The following is a 17,601-nucleotide window of genomic DNA, read 5'->3' on the forward strand; positions in this document are numbered from 1 at the left end:
CAATGAAAAAAAACGTTCTGAAGTGCGTCTTGCTTTGCGTCATGTTCATCGGTCTTTGTTTTCTCGTGCGGCGCGGTATCACGGGGCCTGGCCCATTGGATATTGCACAGGCGCCGTTGTTCACGAGCAACGTGGTGCCGCCGCTCAATATGCTGGTGATGGGGCGTGATCACAAGTTGTACTACGAGGCCTACAACGATGCGTCCGATTTGGACGGTGACGGTGTGCTGGATGTCGGTTACAAGCCAGATAAGATCACGTATTACGGTTATTACAATTCGAATGTGTGTTATCGCGCGAACGGGACTATGTTTCAGGCGATGTCCGTTGCCAATGGGAGTAACGGAAAAAAATGCACGGGTGCTTGGAGCGGTGATTTTCTGAATTATTTAACCACATCGCGTATGGATGCTTTGCGCAAGGTATTGTTTGGTGGTTATCGCGAAGTCGACACGCTGACGCAGACTATTTTGCGTGCTTCATATACTCCACAGGACGCGCATAGTTGGGGCAAGGAGTACGCTAGTGTGTCGCATGACGGGTATGACATCTCTGATTATGCGCCGCTGAGTGCGCCTGGGAGCGGCCATTACCATTTGTTTGCTGTGACGACGCTCAGTGATAATGGCATTCCACAATTACGTGTACTTGCCGATACAACCTTCCGTGTTTGGAATTGGGTGTCTATTGAGCGGCCGGTTGCTGGTAGTGATTGCTTTACTCCTGAGAATAAGCGCGTCAGCTGTGTGAGTGGGGGTTCTAGGGGTATTAGTGATTACCCGTTACGGGTCGAGGTATGTTCTGTTGCCGATGAGTTACGTGAAAGTAACTGTAAGCTTTATCAGAACAATACTTCCTATAAACCGACTGGAATCCTGCACGATTATGGGGAGAATGACCGTATGTACTTCGGTCTGTTGACTGGCTCATACCAGAAAAATATTACTGGTGGTGTCCTGCATAGCAATGTATCCAATTTTTCTCGAGAGATTAATCCGTTGACTGGGCAATTTTGCTTGAATGGCAATTGCGGCGGTGGGGGAGACGTGAAAGGGATTGTGCATACGATTAGTAGTTTCCGTATGCTGGATTTCAACTATAAGGACTATACGTATGGGTGTGGGTGGATCGCGACGCGCCCGGTGAAAGAGGGTGAGTGCTGGATGTGGGGCAACCCCGTCGCTGAGATGATGTACGAGACGCTACGTTACTTTGGGGGAGCGACTGCGCCGCGACCTGAGTACGATATTAATAGCAGCTCCCAGGACATTGCTACGTTGCAACTGTCCCATCCCGGTTGGAAGCCGCCGTATACCTCTGTCGATAAGGGAGGCAGTGGCTATTCGGTGTGCGCGCAGCCGACAATGACAGTATTTAGTGATATCAACCCTTCTTACGATGACAAGTTGCCGGGGTCTCACTGGTCCAATTTCAGTGGATCAGGTGATCCTGCTTCGATGCGCAATTTGGATGTTTCCGCGGAGGCTGATCGGATCTGGGAGGCTGAAGGCGGCGGCAGCAAGTTATTTTTTATCGGGGAATCCAACAATAATTCCGATAATGCACCGACACCGAAAGTGGTGAGTAACTTATCCACGGTGCGTGGGTTGTCTCCCGAAGAACCCAGCAAGGGCGGAACTTATTATTCTGCTGCTGTTGCACGCTATGGGGCTAATCACAAGATGGGCGGCAGTAAATTCGTACGCACCTATGCGGTTGCACTGGCTTCGCCGCTTCCAAAATTTGAGTTCCCAGTTGGTAATGCTCGAGTGAGTCTGGTGCCGTTTGCTAAATCTGTGCGTGGTTTCGGTATCTCTGCGACTGGCAATTTCCAGCCTACTAACCAGATCATTGATTTCTATGTGCAGCGTGTGGCCAATATGGCTGGATCTTCTGGGGCAGATTACGATGCAACCATCAATGGTGGCCGCCCCTATGCAGAGTTCCGTATCAATTACGAGGATGTGGAACAGGGGGCTGACCATGACATGGATGCAATCGCGCTTTACACCATTTATGTCAATGCCAAGAATCAACTGGTGGTAACACTCAAATCCGAATATTCTGCTGGAAGCATTGATCAGCATATGGGATATGTGATCTCTGGTACCACACGCGACGGTGTGTATTTGGAAATATGTGATCTTGCTGATGGTCACAGTAATGATGGGACGCGCAGTAGTTGTGCAGGACAACAGCCCTACAAACTGAATACTCCCCCTAATCGCTTGCCTGGATATTGCAATGCGACCCCGATGCCTGGGGATTGTAATGGCTTGCCCCCTGTTGCAACGCGAATATTCTCTGTGGCTTCTCAAGGTGCAAATGCGGTCTTGTTAAAAGATCCACTCTGGTATGCGGCCAAGTACGGTCATGATCAGGGAGTGATACTCAATAGTAGTGGTGGTCTGGCCAACTATTTCCCAGTGAACAATGCGCTTTATTTGCGTCAGCAGGTGGCCAAAGCTTTTTCAGCCATCCAGAGTCAGGCGGGGAGCAGTGGTTCGATTGCCGTCGTTGGAGCCAGTGTTTCCAGTACCTCGTTCGCGGTGATCCCCAGTTATTCCAGCACCCATGATGGTAAGGATTGGACGGGTGAGATGACCGCTTATCGTATTGATGCTAATGGGATGATAGGTGATGTGCTGTGGTTGGCGAGTGCTGGTGTGCCGAGTGGTACCAGTGCGATAGCCAAGCGTGTGATTTATACGGCGCTGAGTCATGTTGACGATACCAACCGCGCATCTGTAGTACGTCGTTTTGTCGCTGAAAAATTGGTGGACAGTAGTAGCGGTGATGTCGCCACTGATGCTGCGCAGGTCTTTGGTCGCCTTGGATATACACCACGTGGTGTTATTGATGACTTTGGTAGTTCTGTCACGCCCAATCAATTAGTGAATTACTTGCGTGGTGACAAGAGGATGGAGGGTGCAACACTCAACACGGCACCATTCCGCCGTCGTTTCGGTCCGTTGGGCGACATGATTAATTCAATTCCTGTTGTCGCAACGCGTCGTGCGAATTATGGGTGGGCCACTGCGAGTGGGTTGCCTCAGGTGCAGCGTGATAGTTACTCGGCTTTCATCAATGCTCGCCAGAATTCAACGGCTGCTGAGCATATTTTTGTTGGTGCTAACGATGGCATGTTGCATGCCTTTGACGATAAGGGTACGGAGCGTTTTGCCTATGTGCCCAACGGTGTGCTGCATCATTTGGGTTTTCTGGCCAACCCGGAGTATCAGCATCATTACTATGTTGATGGCAAATCGACATTGAGTGATGCCTATCTGGATGGAAGTTGGAGGAGTGTGTTGGTTGGTGGCACTGGGGCGGGTGGCCGTTCGATGTTTGCTCTGGATGTTACTAGCCCAAGCACGTTCAATGAGTCAAATGTGTTGTGGGAAATGAACAGTGAGAATGACGACGATATGGGGTACACCATGGGGAAGCCCTACATCGTCCCGTTACAGAATGGCAGTTGGGCGGCGATTTTCGGTAACGGTTACAACAGCACTAATGGTCGGGCTGTGCTCTTTATAGTCAATCTGGCAACGGGTCAGCTGATTCGCAAGATTGAGGCGCGTGATGGGATTGATCCCGATGGCTCTGATCCTGCAAACATGGGATATAACGGTCTCGGTAATTTGGCGGTGTTGGATACGGATGGCGATGGGTTGGTCGATATGGTGTACGGGGCTGATCTGCACGGCAATCTCTGGAAGTTCAACCTGAGTGGTAAAGATCCGCAACGCTGGGGTATCGCTTATAAAGATGGTTTGGGTAATCCAATACCGCTGTTTGTGGCCCGTAATCCTCAAGGCTATCGCCAACCGATTACGGGAGGTTTGGAAGTGGCGGTGGGGCCGAGTGCTGGCTATATCATTTATTTTGGTAGTGGCCGTTATTTTGCTGCCAATGACAACAACAGCAAAGACCTCAGTACGTTGTATGGCATCTGGGATAGCGGGAGTCCTGTCATTGCAGGCCGTGCAGCTTTATCAGCTCAAATTATCCAGGCTAGCGATCATCCGACGTCGCCAGACACCCGCATTGTCACCCGTAGACCGCTGAGTTATCTCAGCAAGCATGGTTGGTATGTCGATTTGGTGGTACAGGGACAGGATCCACAGGGGGAGCGTTCCATTGCCACACCATTGTTACAGGGGGGGCGTGTCTTCTTTTCGACCTATGTGCCGGGAGTGAGTGTGAATTGTGCTTCGGGCGGGAGCAATTGGCTTTATGTGTTAGATGCTGCTTCAGGTGGTGCCGCGCTCGGTCAAGTCAATATACCGTCCCGTGGCTCCAGATCCAGTATCGGTAATAGTGATACTGGTGCGGTTTCGACGGGTGGAGATGCTCCAATTCAGAGTGTTGCAATGACCCGCACAGCGCCTAGACAACCGGTTTTTTGTAATCCAGGTGAACAGGGATGTCCCTTGGTGCCAGAGACACATGCTGCACCTTTGGATACCCGATGCAGCGAAGTCATCATTGATCCAAATGATCCAACCAGGTCCATCTCACTGTTCAGGGCATGTGGACGGCAATCGTGGAGGCAGTTGCGATGATGGTGATCCTAAAGTGGGAACGTGTGAGCAAGCGCAGGCGGATTGGGGCACGGCAGCGGTCATACGGGTATCACTTAATTGAGTTGATGGTTGTGGTCGCTGTCATTGCCATCTTGTCGTCCATTGCGTATCCGTCATACCAGCATTACATTCTCAAGAGCCATCGGGATCAGGCTAAGGCTGATTTAGTGGAGATTGCCCAGTTCGCGGAGCGTTTTCGTACGGTGAACAATACTTATGCCGGATTCCCCGCAACCAATCCTATAACCCAGTCCCCACGCCAAGGGACGGCATCTTATCTTTTGGTGTTTGTTGGAGATGCCACGCGTACTGCGTTTACTGTCAGTGCGGTGCCACAAGGCACTCAGCAAAACGACAAGTGCGGTACCTTGTTTATCAACCAGGCTGGAATTAAGACGAATAGCCAAGGTGAATTATCCGAATGCTGGTAACGTGTTCCCGCATTGCTTTTAGTTGGAAGCATTTCAATGTTCCAGAAAATGCGTTGGGAATAATGTTGATTCAGTCATGAGTGGCTGGGTACAATTGCAAGATTGCCCGAATAGCTCAGCCGGTTAGAGCACTTGACTGTTAATCAGGGGGTCGTTGGTTCGAGTCCAACTTCGGGCGCCAGTACAAAGCAGCTTAAAAGCAGGCCTCGCAGCGATGCGGGGCTTCTTCTTTTCTAGGCCGCGCTGCGCCCGCTGCGCAACCAAAACCCGCACACAACCCGCCAGCGGCTGCAAGCGGCTTGGTTGCTGGGGTTGCGGCCTTGACCGGGGCACACAGGCGGCTCCGCCAGGCGTCCGCTGCTGGCCGCGCTGGGCGCGTGCTCTGGGGTGTGTGGCCTAGGGCCAAGGCTGCACGCCCTGCTGGCGTGCGCTGGTGGTGCCACGCGCGGGTGCACCTGGCCAAGCAATCCACAGCATGTTTGTTGATCGGTATGGCGCCGTACCCGATAGTGTTACATTGACGTTGAAAGTATCGGAGAACCGGATGCAGCTGGACATTGAATCGCTCTGCCGCGAAGCACAGGAATTTTCGCGCATCGAATCCAGCCATCCCGAGCCGTCGCTCTTCGGCGTCACCGACGGCAAGGCGGTCGGGACGTACCTCGAAGCCAAGTTCTGCGGGTACCTGCACGCGAAAGGCTACGAGTTCGAGGCGGGCAATGCCGCCAACGGCTTGGACTTCCCTAGCTTGAACGTCGATATCAAGGTCACGAGCATTAAGCAGCCGCAATCGTCTTGCCCATTCCGGTCCATCCGCCAGAAAATCTACGGGCTCGGGTACTGCCTACTCGTGTTCGTCTATGAGAAGACGGACGACCCTACGACACGCACCGCGATCCTCGGCATGACGGATACCGTGTTCGTCGAATCAGAAGTGACCGCCGACTTCCAGATGACGAAGGGCTTGCTTGAAGTTCTTGATGCCGATGGCAATGAGGATGACCTGACCTCATTCATCATGGCAAGGCATCTGACTACGGATGAGATAGAACTGCGACAGCTTGCTGAGGAGGTTATGGAGCGCCGCCCAGTGCAAGGCTACCTGACCATTTCCCCCGCGCTGCAGTGGCGCCTACAGTACAAGCGCGTCATTCAGAAGGCTGGCGAAGTTGCCGGAGTGCGCTCGATCTACAAGGCCGGACGGTGAACGAAGCAAAGAAACGCAAAATTGAGTTCGGAGACTTCCAGACTCCGTCTGCACTAGCGCGCCTCGTTTGCGAAAGACTGTCCTTGCTAGGCTTTGCGCCGGATGTAGTCATTGAGCCAACCTGCGGTGTTGGGGCGTTCGTGCTTACTGCCGCGCAACAGTTTCCGCGTGCCGAAGTGCATGGCTACGAAATCAACCCCGCCTACCTTGATGAGCTACGTCAAAGCGTCGAAGGGCTCGGCGTCACTCGACGCGTGAACCTACACCAGCAGGATTTCTTCGAGACCGATTGGCTGGCCGAGCTGGAAGCGATGCCGGGCAACGTGCTTGTGCTCGGCAATCCGCCGTGGGTGACCAATGCCGGACAGGGAGCCATAGGCGGCACGAATCTTCCTCAGAAATCGAATTTCCTAAAGCACAAAGGCTTCGACGCCATCACCGGTAAAGCCAACTTCGATATCTCGGAGTGGATGCTCATCGACTTGATGCGGACGCTTGGCGCGCGCGGTGGCGATCTAGCGATGCTTGTTAAAACTACGGTCGCTCGTAAGATCATCGCTCACGCGGAACGGATGCAGCTAGGCGTTAGCTACGCCACAATCTTCGGCATTGATGCAAAACGCCATTTCGATGCGTCGGTAGATGCTTGCCTCTTGGCCATGCGGTTCACGGGCGCCCTATCAGATGCTGGTATCGACTATGACGTTCACCTATCACTAGATGGCAACGGCACAACTCGCCGAGTTGGACATCGCCTCGGCCTGACCGTTGGCGATCTAGTCCGGTTCGAGCAGCATGCAGATTTGATAGGGAGCAGTCCCCAGAAATGGCGTTCCGGTGTTAAGCACGATGCGTCGTCGGTAATGGAGTTTGATTCTTCTGACGGTTTGCTTCGCAACGGGCTAGATGAAGAAGTGAGAATCGAGCTCGAATACCTGTATCCGCTGATGAAGGGTTCTGATATTGGATCGAACCGCGACTGGCGCGGGAAGTTCGTTTTGGTCACGCAACGTAAGCCTGAGGACGAGACCGACGCCATCCGCGAGCGAGCGCCGCGCACGTGGCAGTACCTTGATGGTCACGGAGACATTCTGGACGCAAGAGGAAGCGCCATCTACCGAAAGAATCCGCGCTTCGCGATCTTTGGCATCGGCGACTATGCGTTCCGACCGTGGCGCATTGCGATTTGCGGCCTTTACAAGAAACTCAACTTTCGACTGGTCGGGCCAATTGAAGGTAAGCCCGTTCAATTCGACGACACCGTTTACTACGTATCCTTCGATTCGCGCGATGAAGCGCAGGACGCGCTAGAGCGCATTTGTTCCATTGAAGCCACAGAACTGTATTCGTCGCTCATCTTCTGGGATGAGAAAAGGCCGATTAAATCCAGCGTGCTCAATGCTGTCGATTGGTCGCGACTGCCTGTTCCGCACAAGCGCCGCGCCGCATAGGTGACAGCAGCCCCCGGCGTCCCCACCGGCCAGAGGAAGCCTTAGACGCCCGGGGGTGCTGCCGTACAACGCTGTGGCGGCTACGCGGCCTCGCCCGATGCCAGTTTGGCGAGCGATCCGCGCGGCCAAAGTCGAACCGCTGATTGAAGACATGTGCTCCCGCTTGTTCTTGACGCGGGCGCTGGGCAGCACGATGTGCGCCTCGTCCAGATCGACCTCCCGCCAGCGCAGCGCGGTGATCTCCTGTATGCGGCAACCCGTCATGGCGATGAGCCGTAGCACCTGCACCATATCCGGGTCCATGTGCGGGTGCCGCCACGCATACCGCTGGCGTCCTTCCGGCCGGGGCTGCGTCAGGTAGCCATCGGAGTCGGTCATCCGCCAGAACACCCGAAACTCCCTGCCAGTTTGCAGCGCGCGATCGCGTGGTGGCACCTTCCACCTGGGCAAGCGCACGGCTGGGTTGCTGTTGTAGGGAATCAGCTCGGCATCCACCGCGAACGAGTAGATCTTGCCCACCAGCGCCGTGCGGGCGTTGGCCTCGGCCGGGCACGGCCAACGCCATGCTTGCGGTCGCCGGTGGCGATGGCCCACAACTCCACCTTGATCTCCTCTTGCGACAGGTCTTTTGCCTTGCGCGTGCCCACCCATGGCAGCAGCCAGTTGTTGATGCGCCGCTCGTCCTCCTTCCAGCTGCGCTTGTGTTGTTTGGCGTGTTCTTCCATGTGCCGCGTGGTTAGTTGGCCCATGTCGGCGTGCTTGGCGGCTTCGCGCTCAGCGGCTAGGCGCTCGGCTTCGGCCAGCTGCCGCTGCTCACGTGGGGACAGTATTTCTACGGGCTGGTCGGTCATGCGCTGCTGCTGCAACTCGCCCTGCAGCAGCACCACCTTGGCCCGCGCCGCTTCGAGGCTGCCGTAGCTGGGCTGAAAGACGATGCCGATGTCTTTCCCCTTCTAGACGCGCTTGCCTTGGCGGTCGAACTGGTCAGCTGTGTAGCAGAAGCGGAACGACTTGTGCCCGCCCTTGGTGACGCACAGGGCCAGCCCCGGCGTGTTGGCGTCGCGCACGATGTAGTCGCGCTGTGGGTCGGGCGGCAGGGCAGCCAGTGCCTTGGCCGTAAAGAAGAACTGGCACCGCTGAGGGGCTTGCTTGGACATTGGGCAGGGTCTCCGCTAAGTGGCTGTAAGCACACCCAGCCGGCCCGGCCATTCTAGAAAACTCGCCGGTGTGCCCCAGTGGCTTGGTGCCATTGAGCACCAATGGTGTGGCCTTTGGGGGTTATTTTGCAATGAGAACAAAGATTTAGCTGATTGCCACACCGGGAACCCTTGGCTAAACAACACCTTGCGGCATAACAGCCGGCTTTCTGTTAATCAGGGGGTCGTTGGTTCGAGTCCAACTTCGGGCGCCATATGTATCAAAGGTTTACGATGAATGAGCGCTGCTTATTTATGGTGCCGGTAAAACTATCGGGAAAACTCTGGCTTTTTTGGAGGTTCCACGATAGGTATTTCATGGTCGTAGCGCTCGCGCATCGCTTCAGTGCGGTGTCCGCCGGAGCGCTTATCTTCACTATCGGTGATCCCTCGGTGCTTGAGCCCGTGCAGCGAGAAGCGTTCTTCTTCTGTGATGACACCTTCCATGATGGCCATGACAATCATCCGCTGCCATGCAGTGTCCAGTGATGACTTGCTTAACCGTGCGCCGGATTGGTTGACGAACAAGAACCGATTTTCAGGCCGTAGGGGTGTAGCGCGCTTGTGAGATGCCCAGCGGGCAGCCCGATACTGAACAAGCCAATCCCACGCTGAGCGTAATTCGTCATTCCAACGAGTGATGTTGTCACGGCTGCCTTTTCTCCGATTGGATAAGATGCCTTCCGGTTTGTGGTGGGCATCGGTGATGGGTGCATACCTCAATGCCTCGTAGGCGTAAGCCGTAAGCAAATGTCATAGCGGCGGCCAAGTAGGGAGCCACTGAGCCAATGCTATGTGCTTGGCGCTGGCCTCGTTCGGCGGCAAATGCATGTATTGCAGCAAAGGTTTTTAAATCTGGCATACGATATCTGGCGCGTTCCTTGGCCTGTTTGACTCCATGTACGGGATTGGTCGTGCAATGACCGTGCCGAATACCCCAGGCGAAAGCGCGGCGTGCATAACGCAGCATATGGTTTGCCTTGGATGGTGTCGGCTGAATCGCTTCACTGTCTCCCTGTGCAGGGCGGCCTTGCGCGATGACTTCAACCAAACGCTGCCACGTGGGCACATTGAGCCTGTTAACGGCTTTGCTTCCTAATGTGGTGTTGTCTTTGAGTAGAAAACTTTGGATGGCTTGTGCGCACCATTGATAGTCTTTCTGGGTGGCTTTCGCCAACCCTGCAAACTCGCTTGAGTGATGAAACTGATTAAACACGTCACCAACGGTTCCTTTCACGTTGCCCGTGTGTTGCTGTTCAATGATGGCGTGCAGGTCAGATAAGCGCGCTGCGCGACCTGCGATGGTTCGTTTCTGGTGCCGCCCGCCCTCTGGGTGAGGTATCAGCGTATACCAGCGTCCATCCCCCCAATAGATTCCCTTTGGGATTTTGGATTGATCAATGTGTGGCGGAATCGACGGGTGATACTTGCGTGGCCGAGGCATTACACCAAGTCCTCTGGTCGGTATGGTACGTCGTCTAGGTCGGTGCCGATCCCCAGTGCGGCATTGAGTGCTTGGAGTGTGGTCCAGATTCCACCCTCTCCGTCGTACTTGTAGGGGATGCCTTGTAGCCGCGCCCATTCTTCGACGCGCGCACGTTTAACTTTTTTTCCTCTGCCACAAAGCAACTGCAAGTCGTGGAAGGTGTAGATATCCGGCAGGCGGTGCTCAATAGCCGACGGAGTGTCATGCATTTTTTTTACTGGCGCATTAACCATTGTCTGATTCCTGCTCGGCTAGAACGGGATGTCGTCATCGTGGAAGTCGTCGCCTGCATACGCATAGGCTTTATCGTTGTTACGGACCTTTGCCGGTCGTCGCTGTGGCGTGATGCCGCTGGAGCCTTCGCCGCGACCGCCGAGCATGTGCATTTGGTCAGCAATAATCTCAGTGACATAACGGTCCTGCCCATCATTGCCGGTGAATTTGTCGTAACGGATGGTGCCCTCTATGTAGCACTGCGATCCCTTGTGCAGATATTCAGCGGCAATCTCGCCCAGCTTTCCGAAAAACTTGACGCGGTGCCATTCGGTCCGCTCCTGGGTATTGCCCTCTCTGTCCTTGCGTTTGCTGCTGGTCGCTAGGCTAATACTGGTGATCGTCATGCCGCTTTGGGTGTATTTAATATCTGGCTCGTTTCCCAGGTTTCCGACTAGGATCACCTTGTTAATTCCGCGTGCCATTGTGAGTGCTCCTAGAGGGCAATGGAGGGGGCAGGCGGACGATGTCCACATGCGACAGTGAGCAAACAGCATCAGTGATGTGGGCGTTACCGCTACTTTTCGTTAGCAATAGCCAATGAATGTTTGGCGTTGCATGGATTAATGAGAACAGCGCATCGTGCCATTGCTGCGGTACATCCTTATCGAACACGTCACTGTGTGAGCCGCATAACACAGGTTGTCGGCATGGTTTGATAAATCCATGCGTTGTTTGCATATTTTCATCAGCCGATAGCCGTATTGATAAAAATGATCTGCCGTTTGTGCGGCGCATCCTTGATGAATCCGACGACGTGATCGCGGCGGTGATGGGTGTTCGCGGCCAAGTACAAGCGATGTTTCAGCAGGAGAACACGGATGCGTAAGGCGTGTTGTGCCGCAGGTCATCACGGTAAGCAACGCACCACCGTTGCTGGTGGGGAGGCCGCATGATGGCCCGTCACCGTTTACCGAGTGGATACCGCCGTCAAGGCAGGGTCACGATGACGCTGCGGCAGTGCGCCGGATTACGAGCGGCACTGGAGGCCTTGTATTCCAGCGAACCGGGGGTGAGTGGTGCGGCGGCATTGGCCGCGCGTGAACGGATGCGGGTAGAAGCCGAAGCATCACGGTGCAGGCAAGGGGTGTTGCTGTTGCGGGGTGGCCCATGAGTGTGTCGCGGTGTTTGGGTCAGGCTGTCGAGGCGCTGCGGGATCAGCCCAGGACGCAATGGAAGGCGTACATCCAAACGCTGCCGCAGGTGTGCCCGTGCACCAGCTGTACGGCCCAGCCAGGATGCAGGGAATACGTCGCCGCGTACTTTCGGGTGCAATGGGGAATGCAGGTCAACCGTGAGCAGGCGCAGCGGCGTCAGGCGGGGCAGCAGCATGACTAGGGTGGATACGCAGGCATTACGCGCGCGGATTGATCTGGTCGAGGTGGTGGGCCGCTATGTGACGCTGCGGCGTACAGGCGCTGAGTACACGGGGGTATGTCCGTTCCATGACGAGCACACCCCCTCGTTCACGGTGATTCCGCATAAAGGGTTTGTGCATTGCTTTGGGTGTGGCGCGCATCATGATGCGATTGGCTTTGTGATGCGTTACCTCAACGTGGATTTCCGTGAGGCGGTGCGTCAGCTTGATCGCGGTGCCTTGCCGCAGGCCGAGCAACAGGCGCAGCGGCAGCGGCCAGAGTATGTGCCTGACATGGTCTGGGTGCCGCTGCTGCCAGTACCGGAAGATGCGCCAGAGGTGATGGGTGATGCGCACTGGACGGTGCCGATATGGAATCCCAAGCGGGGTAGGGCCGCTCCTCTGAAGGTGCAGCGCCTGGATGCCTACCGTGATGCGCAGGGGCGTTTGCTCGGCTACGTGGCGCGGGCGCAGATCAAGGATCGGGACACGGGGGCGCTAAAAAAGTGGACGCCGACGCTCACCTGGTGCGTGAGTCCGACCGGAGCGCGGCAGTGGTGTTTGCAGCATTTTCCAGAACCGCGGCCCTTGTTTGGTTTGGATACGTTGGCGGTAAAGCCAGACGCGCCGGTGTTGATTGTTGAAGGTGAAAAGTGTTGCGCAGCCGGCGCTCGCGCGTGGCCGCAGTATGCGGTGGTTGCTTGGCCTGGTGGCGCGAACGGGATCCGTAAGGTGGACTGGACGCCGCTGGCTGGGCGTGATGTGGTGCTGTGGCCGGATGCCGATGAGGTGGGCCGCAAGGCCATGCTGGGCAACCGCACGGATGCCGGTGATTTCAGGGCGGGTGTGGCGCACTACGTGTCGCGCGTTGGGGTGCGCAGCATTGGCATGATTGACACGCACGGGTGCAGCAAAGGCTGGGATCTTGCCGATGCCTTCGAAAAGGATGGCTGGACACCCCCGCAGGCAGCCGCCTGGGCGGCGGCGCGGCGTGTTGACGTCAATGTGGTGCGGGGAGGGGGGCGATGACGAGGCCGGTGATCACCATCCTGGATGGCGGCAAGGGCCGTTCTCATGGCGGCGGCGGTGGTCATGGCGGTGTGCCAGGGTCCGATGACTGGAAGCAGCAGTTAACGCGCACCCGTGACGGTCATGTCGAGGGCACGATGCATAACCTCATCACCATCATTGAGAACGATGAGCGGTTGAAAGCGTTGTTCTGGTTGAACGATTCCAGTAACCAGGTGGTGATGGCCCGTCCGGCACCGTGGCAGGGCAGTACACGCGATGAGTTTGTGGATGCTGACAGTAGCGAGCTTGCGGCATGGCTCCAGCATCCAGAGCGCTATGGAATGAAGTGCAGCGATGACAGCGTGCTAAAGGCCGTGATTGCGGTTGCACGGCGGTATCGGCGGCACCCGATCCGTGAATACCTGACGGGGGTGCAGTGGGACGGGACGCCGCGCGTGGAGACGATGCTCATCGACATGTTCGGTGCCAGTGACAGCACTTATTCGCGGCAAGCTTCGTTGTGTTTCATGGTCGGTGCCGTGGCGCGGGTGCTGTGGGTGGATCCAAAGAATCCATCCATTGGGGCCAAGGTGGATTTCATGCTGGTGCTGGAAGGCCCGCAAGGCAAGCACAAGTCCACCTCACTGAGCGAACTGTTCGGCACCTACTGGTTTGTAGAAACGGCTGAGTCGCCCACGGGGAAGGACTTTTATCAGGTCATCCAGGGGTGCTGGGGCGTGGAGATCGGCGAGATGGACAGCTTCGGCAAGGCGGATGTGACCGCGGTGAAAGTGGCCATCACCCGACGTACCGATAAGTTTCGCGCGCCTTACGAACGCCTGCCGAGTAGTTATCGGCGGGAGTGCGTGTTTGTCGGCACGACCAATGATCGGGAATACCTGAAGGATGCCACGGGCGGGCGGCGCTTTCTGCCGGTGCGTGCCGATGGCAACGTGGATGTCTCGCGCATTGTGGCCGAGCGCGATCAGCTATGGGCCGAGGCAGTGCGGCTGTTCCTTGATCACTTCCCGTACTGGGTATTGCCTGATGACGCCCCCGCCGAGCAGGCCGCCCGCTACATCGGCGATAGCTGGGAGGCCCGCGTGGAGCAATTCCTCGCCGGTCAATTTCGCAAAACAGGGGATGGGAAGGAGATTGCACCGCAGCGGTTGAAGGGTACTGCAGGGTGGCGTGTCCTGTGGACGACCACCGATGAGCTACTGGAGTTTGCCATCGGCGTGGACCCGGCCAGGCACGACAGGAGTTCCCAGATGCGCGTTGCCAGCATCATGAAGCGCTTAGGGCGCGACCCTGTACAGGGGGACACCTGTGTCGAGGATACGTGGGAGCACCTGCGGAAACGCTGGCCGGACACAAAAACACGAGAACAACGTTGGGTGCGCGAAGGCGCTTGCATTAACGAGGTAAGGCCTGTGTCTAAGCCACTGGATGACAACGGGAGGGATGATGCGCCCGATTTCTGAGCCGCCATTGTCCACACCTGTCCAGACCGTCCAAACCTCTGTCCAGACCTGGAACGAGCAACGGCGGGCCTGTCCAGACCGTCCAAACCTTTTTGACGTGCGCACGTATAGGGGAGCGTGTTTCATCCATCCTTCTATATATCCATCTAGGTCTGGACGGTTTGGACGGTCTGGACAAACTAATCACGGCGCGGGTTTTGCTGTCCAGACCTCTTCACCCACGTTTGGACGGTCTGGACAGCAGAGCCGTGGGTCGGGATTTCTGTGGCTGCTCCCCGTGGCGGGCCGCTGTCAAAGGTTCCTCCGTGGGGGTCTGCACCGCGGGCAATTCGGACCCCGTTTTGCGTGCATGTCCTGGTTCCAGATTTTGGTTCCGGTAGGGGCGGGGGGGTTCCGATGGGTTCTGTGACGACCATGACCACCGCCGAATACGCCAAGCACCGCGGCGTCAGCGACTCCTACATCCGCCGGATGCGGCGCAAAGGCAATGTGATCCTGGGCGAGGATGGCCGCATCCACGTGAACGCCAGTGACACCCTGCTGGATGGCATGACCCATCCCGTGCAGGGCGGCAAGCGCGGCATGACCGACCCTCACGCCGCCGCCGTACCCACCTTCACCGTGATGACCCCACAGGGCATTCCGGTGCAAGAAGCGGTCCGCCGCGAGCGCGTCGCGCGTGCACTCATGGCTGAACTTGATCTGGGCAAGCAAGCCGAACAACTGACCTGCGTAGATGAGGTCAACCGCGCCGTCTTCACCCTGGTACGCCAAGCACTGAACCAGCTCCGCGGCATGAGTGGCCGACTACGCAAGACACTGGCGGCAGAGACCGATGCGGGCAAAGTCACCCAGATCATTGATACCGACGTCGCCCACATCTGCAAGCAAATGCAGGACGCCGCCACGACCCTGCTGAAAACCAACACACCCGACGCCGAACCCGTCCAAGCCAACGACACCAACGACACCCTCGCATTCGAGGAAGAAGGAGTATCCGGATGAGCCTCGACGACTTCCCCGACATCCAACTGGCCAACGCTTACCACACCGTTTCCACCGCCTGGCAGCACGCCTGGGAAGTCCCCCCGCGCCTGGAGATCAGCCAATGGGCCGATGCCTACCGCAAGATCGCCCGCGGCTCAGGCGCTGAACCAGGCCAATGGCGCACCGACCGTCACCCCCCGCTGCGCGAAATCATGAATTGCCTCAGCGATCACACCCCCGTGCAACAGGTCAGCTTCATGAAATCCGGCCAAATTGGCGCGACCGAAATCGGCATCAACTGGGTGTGCTACGTCATTGACCGCGGCATTGATTCCATGATCGTCACCCAACCCGTCAAAGACCTCGCCCGCACCTGGACCGTAGCCAAATTTGACCCAGGCGTCCTGGACATGCCCCCCTGCTCAACAAACTCACCACCAACAACACCTTCGAAAAACAATATCCAGGCGGCACCCTCTTCGTGAAATGGGCTAACTCCTCCAGCCAACTCCGCCAGATCACCGCCTGCTACGCATTTTTGGATGAAATTGACGAATACCCCCGCAACCTCAACAACCAAGGCACCGCCGACCAACAGATCGCCGCCCGCATCATGTCCCACGGCGAACGCGGCAAAATCTACCGCGCCTGCACCCCCACCGTTGCTGGTGGCAGCGCGATTGAAACAAACTTCCTTGACGGCGACCAACGCCACTACCACATCCACTGCCCCCATTGCGGCGGCGAACAAGTCCTAGACCTGGAACACCTCCAGCCAGATGGCACCTTTGCCTGCGCCGTCAACGGCTGCATCATCCAAGAACACCACAAAAACACCATCCTCAAAGAACGCGGCACCGGCGGCACCGCCTTTTGGCACCCCCACAACCCATCGGCCCCTCCGGACCATCGCAGCTACCACCTTTGGGCCGCCTACGCCCCCCTAGGCCTGGGCCTGAGCTGGAAACAGATTGCAGACAAATGGGCCGAAGCCAAACGCGACCCCTCCAAACTGCCTGGCTTCACCAACCTGATTCTGGGCCTGCCCTTCCAAGGCGAACGTGACGTCCGCGCCGCTCACGAAGTGGCCACCCTCGCCGAACCTGGCGTCTATCGTGGCCTGGTGCCCCTGGGCGGCCTCGTCCTTGCGGCAGGCGTGGACCTTGCCCATGACCGCGCTGAAATCCACCTCATCGCCACCGGCCGCGGCCAACGCCGCTACATCGTTGACTACGCCGTCATCGACCTGGACCCCACCGTCCTGGACAGCTACACCGACCTGGACACCTACCTGCGCGGCACCTGGAAAACCGCCTGTGGCATCGACATGCCCATTAGCGCCGTCGCCATTGACGGCGGCAACTGGACCGAAACCGTCGCCCAATTCATCAAACAACACGTTGGCTGGTCCGGCCAATCCCGCATCCTAGAGACCCCCCAAGGCTTCCTGAAACAGACCCTCTACCTCGTGCGTGGCCGCGCCGAAATCAAATCAGACCGCGCCGTCTACCGCCCCTCAAAAACCACCGTTGACGAACGCGGCAAAACACTGGCCCGAGACGTCGGCGTCTGGGGCGTTGGCACCAGCGTCCTCAAACACATGATCTACGGCTGGCTAGGCGCCGCCCTGGCTGCCAAAGACAACGCCGCCCAAACAGGCACTGCTGAAGACATCAGCGCCCGCATGCTGCGCTTTCCTGGCGGACGTGGCGACGACATCCCCGACCCCTTGCACCCTGATCCTGGCGCACTGCCAGAACACTACTTCGCCGGCCTCACCGCCGAATACTTCGACAAAGACGCCGGACGCTGGATTAAACCCCGCGGCGTGCGCAACGAACCCCTGGACACCGCCGTCTACGCCCTCTGGGCCACCCTGGCCCCCGCACTCAAAGTCGACGTCATGCGCGAATCACAATGGGAAGCCCTTGAAGCCATCTACCAACCGACCAACGGCAGCCTCTTTGACCCACCAGCTGCCCCGCCCACTGACCCCGCCCCCCGCCCCCTGCGCTCAGTGACCGCCACCCCCGCCCCGCCCAGCGCCCCCCATGACATGCCACCGCTTCCTAACAGCGGCTTTGGCTCCGACCGTTGGAACAAGCGTCTATGAACCGCACGACGCGCCG

General features: G+C 57.2%; 18 protein-coding genes, 1 tRNA gene and 1 pseudogene. 12 read left to right on the forward strand and 8 right to left on the reverse strand.

Going from position 1 to position 17,601, the window contains the following annotated elements:
• The first annotated feature begins 2 nt into the window (after positions 1–2).
• From F7G16_RS03945 to F7G16_RS03955, 3 genes are all read left to right on the forward strand, one after another.
• The gene (locus tag F7G16_RS03945) at positions 3–4,568 is read left to right on the forward strand and encodes a pilus assembly protein (RefSeq protein ID WP_004089764.1); all 4,566 of its coding nucleotides are present in this window, start codon (positions 3–5) and stop codon (positions 4,566–4,568) included.
• Entirely contained in the window at positions 4,565–5,020 is a 456-nt protein-coding gene (locus F7G16_RS03950; RefSeq protein WP_012382713.1) for a type IV pilin protein, read from the forward strand. The genes F7G16_RS03945 and F7G16_RS03950 overlap by 4 nt, the downstream gene beginning before the upstream one ends.
• A 104-nt stretch (positions 5,021–5,124) precedes the next feature.
• Positions 5,125–5,201: transfer RNA gene (locus F7G16_RS03955), tRNA-Asn, on the forward strand.
• A 12-nt stretch (positions 5,202–5,213) separates the two neighbouring features.
• Here F7G16_RS03955 and F7G16_RS03960 read toward each other — a convergent pair.
• The gene (locus F7G16_RS03960; RefSeq protein WP_140161513.1) at positions 5,214–5,483 is read right to left on the reverse strand and encodes a hypothetical protein; all 270 of its coding nucleotides are present in this window, start codon (positions 5,481–5,483) and stop codon (positions 5,214–5,216) included.
• Between the two features lie 81 nt (positions 5,484–5,564).
• Between F7G16_RS03960 and F7G16_RS03965 the strand changes: the two genes are divergently transcribed.
• The 3 genes from F7G16_RS03965 to F7G16_RS12520 all read left to right on the forward strand — a co-directional run bounded on the left by F7G16_RS03965 (position 5,565) and on the right by F7G16_RS12520 (position 7,957).
• Positions 5,565–6,227 carry a type II restriction-modification system restriction endonuclease gene (locus tag F7G16_RS03965; RefSeq protein WP_011098180.1) on the forward strand — a complete coding sequence of 221 codons (663 nt, stop codon included), beginning with the start codon at positions 5,565–5,567 and terminating at the stop codon, positions 6,225–6,227.
• Positions 6,224–7,678 (forward strand): type II restriction-modification system methyltransferase, encoded by a 1,455-nt coding sequence (locus F7G16_RS03970; RefSeq protein ID WP_004089759.1) that lies wholly within the window; start codon positions 6,224–6,226, stop codon positions 7,676–7,678. The genes F7G16_RS03965 and F7G16_RS03970 overlap by 4 nt, the downstream gene beginning before the upstream one ends.
• A 153-nt stretch (positions 7,679–7,831) precedes the next feature.
• Positions 7,832–7,957, forward strand: coding sequence for a hypothetical protein (locus tag F7G16_RS12520; RefSeq protein WP_256626233.1), 126 nt, complete (start codon positions 7,832–7,834; stop codon positions 7,955–7,957).
• Between the two features lie 200 nt (positions 7,958–8,157).
• On the opposite strand, the gene F7G16_RS03975 is transcribed toward F7G16_RS12520, so the two are convergent.
• The 6 genes and pseudogenes from F7G16_RS03975 to F7G16_RS04000 all read right to left on the reverse strand — a co-directional run bounded on the left by F7G16_RS03975 (position 8,158) and on the right by F7G16_RS04000 (position 11,371).
• On the reverse strand, positions 8,158–8,565 hold the full coding sequence (locus F7G16_RS03975) for a hypothetical protein (RefSeq protein WP_012382712.1): 408 nt from the start codon (positions 8,563–8,565) through the stop codon (positions 8,158–8,160).
• Positions 8,566–8,631: 66 nt separating this feature from the next.
• On the reverse strand, positions 8,632–8,835 hold the full coding sequence (locus F7G16_RS03980; RefSeq protein ID WP_004089756.1) for a DUF4102 domain-containing protein: 204 nt from the start codon (positions 8,833–8,835) through the stop codon (positions 8,632–8,634).
• 309 nt (positions 8,836–9,144) lie between these two features.
• A pseudogene (locus tag F7G16_RS03985) lies at positions 9,145–10,318 on the reverse strand (site-specific integrase).
• A complete protein-coding gene (locus F7G16_RS03990) occupies positions 10,318–10,593 on the reverse strand; it encodes a hypothetical protein (protein WP_011098179.1) in 276 nt (91 codons plus the stop codon). Before F7G16_RS03990 ends, F7G16_RS03985 begins: the two are co-directional and overlap by 1 nt.
• A gap of 18 nt (positions 10,594–10,611) precedes the next feature.
• The gene (locus tag F7G16_RS03995; protein WP_004088866.1) at positions 10,612–11,058 is read right to left on the reverse strand and encodes a single-stranded DNA-binding protein; all 447 of its coding nucleotides are present in this window, start codon (positions 11,056–11,058) and stop codon (positions 10,612–10,614) included.
• Positions 11,042–11,371 (reverse strand): DUF5131 family protein, encoded by a 330-nt coding sequence (locus tag F7G16_RS04000; protein WP_011098178.1) that lies wholly within the window; start codon positions 11,369–11,371, stop codon positions 11,042–11,044. The genes F7G16_RS03995 and F7G16_RS04000 overlap by 17 nt, the downstream gene beginning before the upstream one ends.
• On the opposite strand from F7G16_RS04000, the gene F7G16_RS04005 reads away from it, so the two are divergent.
• Positions 11,289–11,462, forward strand: coding sequence for a hypothetical protein (locus tag F7G16_RS04005; protein WP_155115078.1), 174 nt, complete (start codon positions 11,289–11,291; stop codon positions 11,460–11,462). The genes F7G16_RS04000 and F7G16_RS04005 overlap by 83 nt on opposite strands.
• A gap of 101 nt (positions 11,463–11,563) precedes the next feature.
• Here F7G16_RS04005 and F7G16_RS04010 read toward each other — a convergent pair whose 3' ends face one another.
• Entirely contained in the window at positions 11,564–11,965 is a 402-nt protein-coding gene (locus F7G16_RS04010) for a hypothetical protein (protein WP_038233152.1), read from the reverse strand.
• On the opposite strand from F7G16_RS04010, the gene F7G16_RS04015 reads away from it, so the two are divergent.
• The 5 genes from F7G16_RS04015 (at position 11,964) to F7G16_RS04030 (ending at position 17,585) form a co-directional block, all read left to right on the forward strand.
• A complete protein-coding gene (locus F7G16_RS04015) occupies positions 11,964–13,019 on the forward strand; it encodes a DNA primase (RefSeq protein WP_038233149.1) in 1,056 nt (351 codons plus the stop codon). The genes F7G16_RS04010 and F7G16_RS04015 overlap by 2 nt on opposite strands.
• Entirely contained in the window at positions 13,016–14,485 is a 1,470-nt protein-coding gene (locus F7G16_RS04020) for a virulence-associated E family protein (RefSeq protein WP_038233147.1), read from the forward strand. The genes F7G16_RS04015 and F7G16_RS04020 overlap by 4 nt, the downstream gene beginning before the upstream one ends.
• A 396-nt stretch (positions 14,486–14,881) precedes the next feature.
• Positions 14,882–15,490, forward strand: coding sequence for a hypothetical protein (locus F7G16_RS04025; protein ID WP_004088848.1), 609 nt, complete (start codon positions 14,882–14,884; stop codon positions 15,488–15,490).
• A complete protein-coding gene (locus F7G16_RS12710) occupies positions 15,487–15,957 on the forward strand; it encodes a phage terminase large subunit family protein (protein ID WP_425527301.1) in 471 nt (156 codons plus the stop codon). Before F7G16_RS04025 ends, F7G16_RS12710 begins: the two co-directional genes overlap by 4 nt.
• On the forward strand, positions 15,954–17,585 hold the full coding sequence (locus F7G16_RS04030; RefSeq protein WP_425527302.1) for a terminase gpA endonuclease subunit: 1,632 nt from the start codon (positions 15,954–15,956) through the stop codon (positions 17,583–17,585). The genes F7G16_RS12710 and F7G16_RS04030 overlap by 4 nt, the downstream gene beginning before the upstream one ends.
• The last annotated feature ends 16 nt before the right edge of the window (positions 17,586–17,601 follow it).

The sequence above is a fragment of the Xylella fastidiosa genome, from assembly GCF_011801475.1.
In the GTDB taxonomy this organism is placed as follows: domain Bacteria; phylum Pseudomonadota; class Gammaproteobacteria; order Xanthomonadales; family Xanthomonadaceae; genus Xylella; species Xylella fastidiosa.